This is a genomic window from Enterococcus sp. AZ071 (genome assembly GCF_050499065.1).
In the GTDB taxonomy this organism is placed as follows: domain Bacteria; phylum Bacillota; class Bacilli; order Lactobacillales; family Enterococcaceae; genus Enterococcus_A; species Enterococcus_A ferrettii.
Window position 1 is genome coordinate 2,108,896 of the sequence record NZ_JBIPAS010000001.1, and the last position, 13,532, is coordinate 2,122,427.

The 13,532-nt window shown below is 37.2% G+C and carries 10 protein-coding genes; 3 read left to right on the top strand and 7 right to left on the bottom strand.

Going from position 1 to position 13,532, the window contains the following annotated elements; all coding sequences use genetic code 11:
• Positions 1-43: 43 nt before the first annotated feature.
• Entirely contained in the window at positions 44-1,771 is a 1,728-nt protein-coding gene (locus IGI49_RS10395; RefSeq protein WP_429964428.1) for an ABC transporter ATP-binding protein, read from the top strand.
• Entirely contained in the window at positions 1,764-3,527 is a 1,764-nt protein-coding gene (locus tag IGI49_RS10400; protein ID WP_429964429.1) for an ABC transporter ATP-binding protein, read from the top strand. The genes IGI49_RS10395 and IGI49_RS10400 overlap by 8 nt, the downstream gene beginning before the upstream one ends.
• Positions 3,528-3,578: 51 nt before the next feature.
• Here IGI49_RS10400 and IGI49_RS10405 read toward each other — a convergent pair whose 3' ends face one another.
• Positions 3,579-4,469 carry a tyrosine-type recombinase/integrase gene (locus IGI49_RS10405; protein WP_429964430.1) on the bottom strand — a complete coding sequence of 297 codons (891 nt, stop codon included), beginning with the start codon at positions 4,467-4,469 and terminating at the stop codon, positions 3,579-3,581.
• A 108-nt stretch (positions 4,470-4,577) separates the two neighbouring features.
• Between IGI49_RS10405 and IGI49_RS10410 the strand changes: the two genes are divergently transcribed.
• A complete protein-coding gene (locus IGI49_RS10410) occupies positions 4,578-7,046 on the top strand; it encodes a hypothetical protein (RefSeq protein ID WP_429964431.1) in 2,469 nt (822 codons plus the stop codon).
• 27 nt (positions 7,047-7,073) lie between these two features.
• On the opposite strand, the gene IGI49_RS10415 is transcribed toward IGI49_RS10410, so the two are convergent.
• The 6 genes from IGI49_RS10415 to IGI49_RS10440 all read right to left on the bottom strand — a co-directional run bounded on the left by IGI49_RS10415 (position 7,074) and on the right by IGI49_RS10440 (position 13,491).
• A complete protein-coding gene (locus IGI49_RS10415) occupies positions 7,074-8,300 on the bottom strand; it encodes an aminotransferase class I/II-fold pyridoxal phosphate-dependent enzyme (RefSeq protein WP_429964432.1) in 1,227 nt (408 codons plus the stop codon).
• Positions 8,301-8,361: 61 nt separating this feature from the next.
• Positions 8,362-9,513 (bottom strand): glycoside hydrolase family 3 protein, encoded by a 1,152-nt coding sequence (locus IGI49_RS10420; protein WP_429964433.1) that lies wholly within the window; start codon positions 9,511-9,513, stop codon positions 8,362-8,364.
• Between the two features lie 138 nt (positions 9,514-9,651).
• On the bottom strand, positions 9,652-10,335 hold the full coding sequence (locus tag IGI49_RS10425; RefSeq protein ID WP_429964434.1) for a helix-turn-helix domain-containing protein: 684 nt from the start codon (positions 10,333-10,335) through the stop codon (positions 9,652-9,654).
• 238 nt (positions 10,336-10,573) lie between these two features.
• Positions 10,574-11,185 (bottom strand): hypothetical protein, encoded by a 612-nt coding sequence (locus tag IGI49_RS10430; protein ID WP_429964435.1) that lies wholly within the window; start codon positions 11,183-11,185, stop codon positions 10,574-10,576.
• A gap of 100 nt (positions 11,186-11,285) precedes the next feature.
• Positions 11,286-12,230, bottom strand: a complete 945-nt coding sequence (locus IGI49_RS10435; RefSeq protein ID WP_429964436.1) for a rhodanese-related sulfurtransferase — start codon at positions 12,228-12,230, stop codon at positions 11,286-11,288.
• 142 nt (positions 12,231-12,372) lie between these two features.
• Positions 12,373-13,491, bottom strand: coding sequence for a DUF3089 domain-containing protein (locus tag IGI49_RS10440; RefSeq protein ID WP_429964437.1), 1,119 nt, complete (start codon positions 13,489-13,491; stop codon positions 12,373-12,375).
• Positions 13,492-13,532 lie beyond the last annotated feature (41 nt).

Genomic DNA, 13,532 nt, shown 5'->3' on the forward strand with positions numbered 1-13,532 from the left:
CTACAATGGGAGAGAACCCTATTTTTAAGGAGGGAATTTTACTATGGTTCGGCTATTACGTTATGCCAAAGAATATCGAAAACAAATGATTCTTGGCCCCTTTTTTAAATTTTTAGAGGCTGTCTTCGAACTGGTTTTGCCTTTGTTTATGGCTCGCTTAGTTGATGAAGGAATTGCCAAAAACAATCAAGGAAAGGTCATTGAAATGGCTTTGTGGATGTTCGGATTGTCTATTCTTGGCCTGCTTTGTGCTCTGGTTTGTCAATATTATGCCTCGATTGCTTCGCAGGGCTTCGGCACTGTACTGAGAAATCAACTGATGACCCACATCAACCGCTTTGCTCATAAAGAATTGAACCGTTTTGGGACAGATACTTTAATTACTCGAATGACCAACGATATCAATCAAATGCAGCAGGCTTTGGCTATGTTGATTCGCTTGGTAGTACGTGCGCCTTTCTTAAGCATTGGTTCAGTCATTATGGCCTTCTATATTGATTGGCAAATGGGGCTTATTTTTTTGATTCTATTGCCTTTTTTCTGTTTAATTTTGTATTTCATTATTTACTATTCTGTTCCTTTGTATCGAAAAGTTCAGCATCAGCTGGATCAATTGAACCAATTAGTTACGCAAAATTTAAGCGGAGTAAGAGTCATTCGTGCCTTTGCTCGTACCAAGACAGAAACTGATCATTTCAGCGAGAAGACCGTTGAATTATCGGATCTAAACCAGAAAGTTGCGAATATTTCGGCTTTACTGTCTCCTAGCACTACCTTGATTATGAATATTGGTGTCGTTGCACTGCTTTATTTTGGCGGCTTTAAAGTAAATATTGGAAACTTAGAACAAGGGCAGGTTTTAGCATTAATCAATTACATGAATCAAATGCTCCTAGCATTGATTGTTGTCTCCAACCTAGTAGTGCTATTTACTCGAGCAGCTGCCTCAGCCAACCGGATCAATGAAGTCTTTGATACCGAGCCTTCTTTAGTTGAGGAATCCAAAGCCGTAGAGCCGGATACCTCTGCTCCACTGGTTCGTTTTGACCATGTAGATTTTCGTTATACAGAAGATTCAGGCTTGGCTCTGGAGGATATTACCTTTGATTTGCCGGAAAATGAAATCTTGGGAATTACTGGCGCCACTGGTAGCGGAAAATCGACATTGATTCAATTGATTCCACGCTTTTATGACGCTTCTAATGGACAGGTATTCGTTGAAGGCAATGATGTAAAGGATTGGCCTTTGAAGCAATTGCGTTACGAAATCGCCATGGTTCCACAAACGGCTGTCTTGTTTACTGGAACAATTCGGGAAAACTTGCAGTGGGGAAAACCGGATGCCACTGACGAAGAATGTTGGCAGGCGCTGGATACTGCTCAGGCAACGGAATTTGTTAAAGGCTTGCCAGAAGGATTAGACACGCCGATTTTCGAAAACGGAAAAAACTTTTCTGGCGGTCAACGACAACGTTTAACGATTGCTAGAGCGCTAATTCGTAAACCTAAGCTGCTAATTTTGGATGATTCTCTCTCTGCTTTGGATTATCAAACCGATTTGGATTTGCGAACTGCCTTGAAAAAAGAGTTGAATGCTTCTGTCATTATCATTTCTCAGCGTTTACGGTCAATTCAGGATGCACCGACTATTCTGCTGCTAGACAATGGCAAGCTGGTAGCAAAGGGCAGCCATATGCAATTGATGCAGGATTCCGAAATGTATCAAGAATTGGCGGACTCACAGGCTGAAGGAGGCGAATCTCATGAATAAAAAGAAAAGCTTCTTTCGTTCGCTTAAGTTATTTGGTCCTTATCTAGCCGCTTATCCGAAAGAATTAACTGCTGCGGTTATCCTAGGATTTGCCAACGGTATTACTTCAGTTATGATGACTTACTATATTGGTGTAGGTATTAATCAAATGGTGAGTGCTGGACAAGTCGATTTTAACCATCTTTTCTATATTTTGCGTCTATTTATCGGTCTATTCTTAGTTACTGTGGTCAGTCAATATTTGATTCAACGAATTGGAAATAAGGTAGCCTTTGATTCAGTTGCCAGCTTGCGGGATAGAACCTTCCGCCATTTGAATCAGTTGCCGCTAAGCTATTACGACCAGTCCTCTCAGGGAGACATCGTAAGTCGCTTTACGAATGACATGGATAATATATCCATAGCTGTTTCGGCAGTATTTAACCAAGTCTTTTCGGGCATGTCAGTCGTGCTGGTTGCACTGGTTTTCATGTTGTATCTCAGCCCATTACTCACTTTAGTCGTATTGGTAGCAACTCCGATTATATTCTTAATTACTTATATTGTAGCTCGGACTTCGCAAAAATACTTTACGAGTCAACAACGAATCGTTGGACAAATTTCCGGTTTCATTACCGAAATGGTGGGCAATCAAAAGATCGTGAAGTCCTTCCAACGTGAAGAGGTTAACCAGCAAAATTTTGAGCGGATCAATCAAGAGTTGTATGTACGTGGGCAAAAGGCGCAATTCGCCTCTTCCCTCACCAATCCGTCTTCACGTTTTGTCGATCACTTAGGCTATCTAATGGTCGGCTTAGTCGGCGGTTTGTTGGCATTGCAGGGCTCTTATGGCAATACCATTGGCATGATCTCCAGTTTCACGATTTATTCCAGTCAGTTTACCAAACCATTCATTGAGCTGTCAGGAATTACCATTCAGCTGCAAACCGCGATCGCTGGTTTGGATCGTTCCTTTGATTTATTGAATCAGCCGGTTGAAAAACCGGATCTTGTTGAGGCAATCACTTTGGATCAAGTAAAGGGTGAAGTAACATTTGATCATGTATACTTCAGTTACCGTCCTGGTCAAAAACTAATCGAAGACTTTAACTTGAAGGTAAAACCGGGTGAAACGATCGCGATTGTTGGCAAAACTGGGGCTGGCAAGTCTACCTTAGTAAATTTGCTGATGCGTTTTTATGAGGTTGATCAGGGAAGTATCAAAATTGATGATACCGACATTCGCGAAATCCAGCGAGAAAGTCTACGAAAACATTTCGGAATGGTCTTACAGGAAACTTGGTTGATGGACAGCAGTCTAAGAGCCAATTTGCGTTACGGTCGAAAAGAAGCAACGGATGAAGAAATTTATGCCGCATTGAAAGATGCTTATATGTATGAATTTGTTATGCGTCTGCCGAAGAAATTGGATACCGTAATTGGCGAAGCTGGTCTAAAACTTTCAGATGGGCAACGGCAACTGTTGACGATTGCTCGGACAATGATTAGTCGTCCTCCCATGCTGATCTTAGATGAAGCAACTAGTTCAGTTGATACTTTAACTGAGAAAAATATTCAAAATGCTTTCTTAAAAATGATGTCTGGACACACTAGCTTTGTCATTGCTCATCGGTTATCCACCATTCAAAATGCTGATCAAATCTTAGTTTTAGATCAAGGTCAGATTGTGGAAGTTGGAACACATGATGAACTGCTGCAGGCTGGCGGTTACTATAAACGTCTGTACCAAGCACAATTTTCTAATCAAGGAGTATGATCAAAGAGGTGTTGATGGCCTACTATCAACACCTCTTTTTATATGAGCTCTTTAGCGTTCTCTGCGCATTCCGTACTTCAATAAAACTTCTCTCTTTCTAACCGAGGAGACCTCAGTATAAATTTCAGTTGTTGAAATACTCGAATGGCCTAGTAATTCTTGAATATCTCTCAGATTCGCACCATTATTTAGTAATTCTGTAGCAAAGCTGTGTCTCAAGTAATGAGGCGTAGATTGCTCGTTAATCTGAGAAATATTTCTATATTTAAAAAATATATTTTCTATACCAAATATAGACATACGATATCCATATTTATTTAAAAAAAATGCTTCCTCGTCTTTAGGTTTGTACTGATCTCTAACCGACAAATAGTTATCAACTATTTCTCTTGTTTTCTTATTGATGAGAAACAGCACTCTTTCTTTTCTATTTTTACCATGAATTACAACTTTCCCATCTGCAGTATTATAGTCTCGTAAATCCATATTGCTTACTTCACTTATTCTTAGACCCAAGTTAATCATCACTTCAAGTATCGCGGCATCTCTTAACTGATCTCTTTTCTTTTTTATAGATTCACGAGAAACAGATACCGCTTCAAGTAATTTATCAACTTCAGAAAGAGTCAAAGTTTTAGGTAGATTTCTCTCCTTCCTCACTAAAGCGTTGGGGATTCTCATTTCTTCTATATGCTGATTATCTATAAGAAACTCAGTAAACATCTTCAGAGTAATTAGTTTACGTCGCTTCGTATTCACTTTGTATATCTCAGTAGTAACTAAAAATTTCATGTATTCTATAACTCCATCTGCTAACTCTAAATTTCGATCCATACAAAAAGAAGTAAATTTTGTTAAATCAAAACTATATGCTTGTAATGATTTTAGTGACAAGTTCTCTAACGACTTCTTCCGTAAAAAAATTTCTATTAAATCCTTCATGATTTTCCTCCGTATTTAAATTTAATCAATATTTTTAAAAATACTGATCAAATCATATGGTATACTAAACCATAAAATAATATCGAATTATTTGGAGGTTTCAGCTTCATGCGACGAAAGATTAAATCAGTTTACCACTCTTTTTCGAGATCTTTGAGATACATCATTAATCTAGTTATAGTAGTTTCCATAATCTACTTTGTTATAACGATAATAAATAACGGACTCGGAGTATCTTTTTTTAAAAATATATATAACAATATTATGTTTTTGGGGACAGGTGCCATAACTTTTTTTGGGATATATGATGGGATCATTTCTTTTATAGAAAATAATCGTATTAAGATAACACCAGATTCACCCGAAATATTAACATTTGTTGATCGTAAAGAGGAATTAATGATGCTCAGAGACCAGTTGGTAAATCATAAAAATATAAATGTTTATGGCCAAAGTGGAATTGGAAAATCCTACTTAGCTAAACAGTTATCTTTAATACTTAACAACTCTCAGAGTTTATCTAAAGAATACTTATATTTAGTACCGAATACTGAGGTCTTTGCTTTTTATTTTTCTTTGAAGACTAATGAGTCTATAGAACAATCGATAGTTGAAACCATTTCCTTGTCTAGCAATTTAGAAATAAAAACGCTCCCTGATGTTTTAAAAAGTTTAGAAAAAAATGGATCTGAGAACATATGTTTCATTTTTGATGGAGTAAAGAGAGATCCGATACAAAGAACAGAAATAGAACTTTTGATAAAGAAAATGAGTAGTGATAAAATTTCATTCTTAATTGTCTCCGAGGAACCTATTAGGCCTATTCAGATCAAAACTGAAGAGTTCAATATAGGAGAGAAAACTTTTACTGATATAGAAATTAAAGAATTAATTACTAAATTCTATCCTTCACAAAGTAATATTGATCTCAAGTCAATTCTCACGATCAGTTCGGGTTTACCTGTTCTAATTGACTTGATATTACGAAACAATCACTCTAATCAAAAAGATTCTCCAGATAAAAATTCCTATCTATTTGGTATATTAGAGTCTTTGTGGTATGAAGAAGAATCATACTTTTTATTTAGAAAGCTAATTGTGTTATGTATATTTAATTACTCAGCTAATATTCATAATCTATCTTATGATAAAAAAAAATTGACCTCACTATGTGATAAACATCTTGTCCGTTATGATTTTACAAATGATACTGTAAATATTCATAAATTGATAGAGTTGGAGTTTCATAAAATTTTCACCCATCGTGATAATAAGGAGTATCAGAAGCTCCACCATACTGAGTTTGTTAAATTAAAAAGTTCAGATGATAAGAAAGCAATGGCTCACTTACTTTGCTCCAAGAACGAAAAAATTAACAGTGAATATTGTTTTATTGTTAACTTATATGAAAAACTATTTGTTAGTGATTCTTACGACGATTTGTATAACTATTTTGATTTGTTTGAAATGATTGAAAATAAATCTAGTATCAACCGGCAATTAGCAACTTATTTTACTTACGGGAAACTCTACAGCTTAATGGGAATTGGCAAATATTCTGAAGCTGATACCTTTTTCAAAAATTTGTCTATCGAATACGGAACATTACTGGCAACAGGAAATTTAACAGATATGGATTTTCGATTTTTGTTTAAAAAAGCTGATTTGTCACATTTAGTTACTAATTACCAAGTAGCGTTAGAAGACCTAGAATTAATCCTGTTAAGTCTTGATAAAAGTGAATTTTCGAAAGAGACTAAACAGATATATGAATTAGATTGTCAATTGTTAATTGCTCATATTCACGCACATGAAGGAATATCGATCGACTTAATAATACAGGACTATTCTCTACTATTGAAAAAAGTAAGGGCATTGTATTTGAATGACACAGAGAATTATGGAACTATATATGTTAAAACGCTTTATGGATTAATTTGTTCTTATTTAGTTAAACATGATCACAAGAGAACGACAAAATATCAAGACTACTTTGAGGAAATTACTCAAGTAATCAACAGGAATCCTGTTAAATTGGAACATCTTCAATACAGGGCTAATAGACACCTTTCAATGTATTTAAGACAATGTCACAATATCGATGAAAGCAAAAATATCCTACAAGAGTCAATTCTTTACTTTAAAAGTCGAAGTCATCGGATTATATATGATTTTTACTTTTCGTTAGCTGATTTATTAAGAGAAGAAGAGGATTTTGAAGCTGCCATTAAATACTATTTAATGGCAGAAGAATATGCATCCGATATATCAGATATAAACTTATACATATATTGCAGATTGGGAATAATATTGTCTGAGTTGAACATGGATACTAATACTAGCAAAGAGCAATACATTAATAAATTGAAGAAGCTTCTAACTAAATCTCAGGAAGCGAAGTTAAATATCCACAGCTTACACATACAATTAGTTTTATATGCACTTTCTAACCAACAAGATAATCAAGAACAATTTTTGAATAAATTGGTGAATACTGGATTAGACTTTGAAGCAAACTTAATTAAGAAAGATTGGACTATTGATAGCCTCAATAAATTGCAACTTATTGTTAGATGATGTCATTCTCTTTTCCGTTGTATGATCTCATCTAAAACAGTAATTAACGGTTTTCTTTTCTGTAAGAATTCTTAAAATGTCAGATATTCTTTTGTTAACTAGTTTAGTTTGATTTTCTTGTAATAGATTTAAAACTTCAGAAACTAAGCGTAAATCGTCGGCCTCATAACCATATCGAGTTATTTCTTGTGTTCCAATTCGAACTCCACTATAATTATAAATTTTTTTTGTTCTCTTATTTAAAGTTACAGAATGAAAACTCGCATTTTGGTAAAAATTGTCGATTTTACCAGGATCTAAATAAAAATGAATTTGGTGTGTTAATGAATAAGTGTCCTCCTTTTTTATCAAATTAAAATTTGGTTCTATTAACTTGGAAAGTGTCTTAGTATTATCAATTATTTTTTCTATATATTGCTTACCGTAAACTTGAAATTCTACTAGTGTATAAATAAGACTTAGGAGTTGATGCATTTGAACATTTCGTATATATACTGGATTAATTTTGGAATCAATCTCTTCCGCAAAACTAATATTTCTCGCCATAATTAATCCACAACTCGGACCTGGTATCGTTTTATGTGTTGCCCCCAAAAGTAGAATTTTGTTTTCTTCAGGCATTGTAAGCAATGGATTTGCCTTAGGATTATACGCAATTAATCCTAGTGTCTGTGTGGCATCATATACTAGAATTGTATTTTGCAAATCAATTTTTTCAATTTGAGGTGTATATTGTATGTCCGATAATCCAATAACTATTCCGGATATTTTTTCTTTTTTCAACATTTCGTTAATTTGATCATAATCAAAATCAAAAGCTTCAAAATCATAAGGAAGAAAATCATAATCTAATCCCAATCTTTTGCATATTAAAGGGATGGACCCATGTCCTCCAACATCCTCCGAGCTTAACAGTACTTTATCGCCAATTTTAAAAGCACTCATCAAAACGGTTGTTAGAGCGTTCATTCCAGTTAAGGTCCTGCCATCAGTATAATTAGCTCCATAAAGCTCTTTGCCAAGTTTAGTAAGAAGTTGATAATATTCAAAGAGTATTCCGCTTTCCATAAAATTATGATCTACTTGCAAACTCAAAGTACCACCCATAATGTACTTTTCTTGAATTGAAGATGCTAAAGGCAGTTTAGAAAAATCTGACATTGCATTTTCAGCTGCACATAGTGGTAAAGTTTTGCTCTCAAAATTTGCATATTTATCATTTATGCTTTTAAGCAATTCTAAATTATTATCCATAAAAACCTCCAAATAATTCGATATTATTTGGAGGTTTCCTGCGATATTAAATTGTTTCTGTTCACTGCTTTAGAATACCCAACTCAGCTTTCCAATGCAGCACTCGTTCAACTGATTGATTCAGCTGCTCTTCGCTATAGTCGCCTTTTTGAATTGCCTGCAGAATGTAAGGTATTTGACTGCTATAGCTGGAGGATAGAATCAAGTCATTACCAGCCTGTAAGGCTTGAAGCCCGGCTTCTTCTTGAGAGGTGAAGGCCGCTAATCCTGCCATATCCATATCGTCGGTCATTACCACACCATCAAAGCCTAATTCTTGGCGAATCACTTCATGAACTTTGGGTGAAATAGACGCTGGTCGTTCTGAATCAAGGGCATTCACAATATTATGAGAAACCATGATACTGTCTGCGCCAGCCTGAATCCCTGCCTTGAAAGGTATGAAATCATTACCGCGCAATTCTTCCAATGAACGATCATCAGTGACAATTTCCACATGGGAATCCCGATTATTACCATATCCAGGGAAGTGTTTTAACGTTGAACCTATTTGAGCCTGCTTCATTGCTTCTACGCTTTTTGTCACATATTCACTGGTACCAGCAGCATCCATACCAATAGTACGGTCATAGATGAATGATTCTGGATCAGTAGAAACATCAGCATCTGGGGCCATCCCTACTTGAATGCCTAATTCGTGAAAAATGGTGCCCTTACGAGTAATATCATCTACGATTGCCTGCCAGCCACCAGCCTGATAGAGTTCCTGTGGGCTAGGAAATGGCGGGTCGATTAATTGGTTGCGGCTCAGCCGAGTAACTAGCCCGCCTTCCTCATCAGAACCAATCAGCATAGGGTATTTGCTCGTTTCCTGATAGCTTTTGATTTTCTGTTGCAGAGAATCAGTTGTTTCCCCCTGCATATCCCGATCAAACAGCAAATAGCCGCCTAAATGATAGGTTTGAATATCTTCCAACTGGTTTTCTGGCGGAACCCGGACAAGGAACAGCTGACCTACCTTTTCCTCGATTGTCATTTGATCCAACATGTCCTTTACCTGTCCTTTTTCTGATACACTTGGTGCTTCAGTTGTTGCTGCAGTAGATGACTGCTGATTTTCTTTGGTATTGTCAGTTCCAGAATTGGTACTGCATGCACTTAAAACAAGTCCCAACAATGCAGCGAATACTAAATAAACTCTATTTTTTGCCATGAGTGCCTCCTTCAACCGTTTCATTTTAACACGAAGTTTTTAACTTTTACGAAAAAAAGACTTACTTCATGGCTGCAGGAATTCTAAGAGCTGTTTCTACCAAAAAAGGTTCGGCTGTTGGGAGCCGAACCTTTCTGCTTATTGTTTTAAAATATAGCCCTTGCGCCAGACAGTTTGGATGATTTCACCATCAATATCATTAGCTTTGAATTTTACCCGCATATTTTTTATTAATGAGGACAATTGAACCATTCTTGATTGAGTTGATTCTGTCCACAATAATTGACACAGTTCTTCTCGAGCGACAGTATGCCCTCGTTCCTGCTTTAACTTTTGGAAAATCTTGAATTCACTGGCTGATAAAGAAGCCAATACATTTTCCATTTGCTTATTGTCAACTTTTGAGAATTGATCTTGCGTAAAAGTATGGGTTGCTGCATTCTCTGCCCCCATAATGTAAAAAGGGGAAGCAATCAATTCTCGTATTTCTTCTGTAGAGGCTTCAGAATACATCCAGTCAGTAATTTGTTCCTGACTTAAGATAGACTTCTCTTCCTCAACAAATGAACGGTCAGTTTTACGGAAAATTAGGCGGCCTTCTTTTACTAATCGCGGCAAAACGGTTTGGACTTCTCGACAGGAGATGGTTTCACTTAGAATCACAACGGAAAAATAATCGGCTAAATCAGCCCCGGGATCCCCAGCAATCAACGAGTGCAGCGTACTTGAAGATGTAAACACTTCGAAGTTCAAACGTTGCAGCTTCTGTAACAGTTCTTGCTCAGACAAGACATTTTTGCTTAGTAGTAGTATTCTAATCATGCTTTCCCTCTTTTTTATTAATTTTGTAAAAATTAAACTTTCTATTACTATACAATAAAATAATATTATAGTCTTGCTTTTTTAGAAAATTCTTTTTGTTCAATGTTTGTTATTAAAGTGCTCTAACCCCTTTAAACACGCGATTTTTGTCTTCTTTTTTCATTTTTTTTATAAAACAAAAAATATTTAGTTGTTTTTACGACCCCTAAAACGCAAAAAATCGCAGTAAAAACTGCGATTACGCGATTACTTTCTTCAATTCTTTCTCATGCTTGATTGCTTTATCAAAGATTGGTAAGTTGAAATGCTTGTATAACGTGCCGGAAATAAAGTAGGCAATATTGTAATCCACCAAGCTGTGGACCACACCACCAATTCCCATCAGTACAAAAACGGTATAGATGTATCCTTGTGAGTAGTAAGTATCCGGCATGTTCCCCATAAAGTAGAAGACACTGACCACAACCATTTCAACCGCAGAATGAATAATAGCGATAATTAAATTAAATAGTTGAAATTTGCCGTTGGCTAAAGTGAATTGGCCTTTTTTGAATACAATCTCAGGATGCTTTTGTAAATAGTATGCGCCTATTACTGCGAATACTACATGGGACAGTGCGCGTAAAGCAATAATTGGTGAAGTCGAAATGAAGAAACCAAATGCCGTTCCTAAGACCACCGCCACTGCCATCCCTGGTGAAAAGAACATCGCAATAAAGACGGGTACATGACTGGCTAAGGTGAAAGAGGCCGGCGGAATTACCACCTTCGGCATAATCATTGGAATCAGCACTCCTAACCCAATTAGTAAAGCTGAAATTGTTAAATGTTTAACAGAATTATTTTTCATTGTTTCCTCCAAGTGTCTTGACATAGATGACTGTGTTCTAGTTTAGTTGAAACTACCGAATGTGTCAAGACACAAAAAAAGAAGCATGATGCTCATGCTTCTAACGATTCATTATTTTTTCCAAACGGCTTTGTTTTTCAGCCTCAGATAATCCGTGCTCCGCTGCATATCGATTATGCTCATGGCGTGCACAGTCATAGCAACAAGCGCCTAAATAGCGTGCTTCATTTTCTTCGGAAACTAAAATTTGGCGATTGCATTCGGGGTTGCTGCAGTTAATATACCGTTCACAAGGAGTTCCATCAAACCACTCTTTGCCTACAATTTGCTTATCGACCTGATTGATTTCTACACTGATTCGTTCATCAAAGACATACATTTGACCATCCCAAAGTTCACCCTTGGTAGCCGGATCTTTTCCGTAGTTAGCAATTCCGCCATGGAGCTGGGCCACATCTTCAAATCCTTCCCGCAGCATCCAACCAGAAAATTTCTCACAACGAATCCCGCCAGTACAGTAGGTCACTACTTTTTTGTCCATAAACTGTTCTTTATTTGCACGAATCCATTCAGGCAACTCGCGAAAGGCACGAATATCTGGTCGAACGGCTCCACGAAAATGTCCCAAATCATATTCGTAATCGTTTCTCGCATCAATAACTATAGTATTTTCATCTAATAATGCTGCTTTAAAATCTTTCGGCTCTAAATACTTTCCGGTTAACATCTTAGGATTGATATCCTCTTCTAGGTTTAAAGAAACCAATTCCTTGCGAGGTCGAACAAACATCTTTTTGAAGGCATGTTCTTCGCTTTCATCCATCTTGAAAAAGGTATCCTTGAAGCGTTCATCTTGATGCATGAAATCCATGTATCGGTCGGTTGCTTCCTTGGTTCCTGACAAGGTTCCGTTAATGCCTTCTTCGGCCACTAAGATACGTCCTTTTAAATCCAACGCGCGACAAAAAGCCAAGTGCTCCTTAGCAAACTGCTCAGGATCTGCAATTGGTGTGTATTGGTAATAAAGTAAAACACGATAATCCATACTAATTCCCCACTTTCTCCATTTACTATACGAAAAGTTTAGAAAATTGACGACTCCTTTGCTTGTTTAGTGATGTACAAACTCATCAAAAAAAGAACTAATCTAAGCGGCAATAAAGCGGCGTTAGATTAGTTCTAATCAATTATTGGACTGGCTCGCCAGTCGTTTCTGTGGGGACAGACTCTTCAGCAGCTGGCGCTTGCGGATGAGCAGCTAAATATTGAGCCACTCGATTTTCAGCATTTTGCTGCAGATTGTAGTAATAAAAGCTAATATCATTGTTGTGGAAGGAGCCTTCCGGGAATATTTTCCGTGTACTCTCTGGCATCGCATAACGAGAAACGTCAGCAGTTGAGCAAATGACTAGCCCTCGAGCCGTATCTACTCGTGCATCTGCAATCCCCATTGCTTTTTCATAGTTACCTTCATCGTTACGTACATAAGAGCCTAAATTCGCCTCTACTGGTGCGGGTGTTTCATCTCTGGTCCAAGTGATTGGATTAATGGCAATCGCTCCAGGAGCGCTGGTAGACAGCTCTCCTGTGAAGTTCTCAGAGACGGTATTGTAAGAAACAATTACGCCAGTATCATCCGGACCGCTGGCAAATTTCGCTTGCGGATTGGCGTCCAGCTCTGCTTGTGTAACAGATTGTCCTAGAACATAAGCTGCCACCATACGATCATTTACTTCAGGATTCTTTTTCAAATAGTCAAACAAAATTTCTTTGACCATCGCCGCCCCTTGAGAGTGTCCGACTAAAATGAATGGCCGGCCATTGTTGTAATTCTCAATATAGTAGTGAAAAGCTGCCAAAACATCTGCTTTAGGCACCCCGTTGACATATTCTTCTTGTTTTTCTTTTGATTGAGTTAATAACCAATTCGCGTCTAGCTGACGGTAATAGGGTGCAAAGACATTCCCGCTGCTTTCAAAAGCTGATCCTTGGTTGGCCAAAAAAACCTGTGCTCCTGCTCTCATGCTTAAGTTGTCTATTTTTGAAACGGGTGATTGATTCCCCTGCTTTTGATAAGCAGTCGGATATAAAATGAATACATCAGCTGGATCAGTAGGATCTGTTGTTTTAGCTAACCAGTTATCCACATCATTGTAGTCCGATGCTTCAATGGTGTCCCCTTTTTTTGCAGGTGTTTCCACTGCCGCTGATTGTTTGGTTTCTTCTTTTTTCTCTTTTTGACTGCAGGCCGACAGCAATCCCAAGGCCAACAGCCCGACCATAGAGCCGTAAATTAATTTCTTCATGTGATGCCTCCTTGCAAACAGTATAATTAATTTCTAGATAA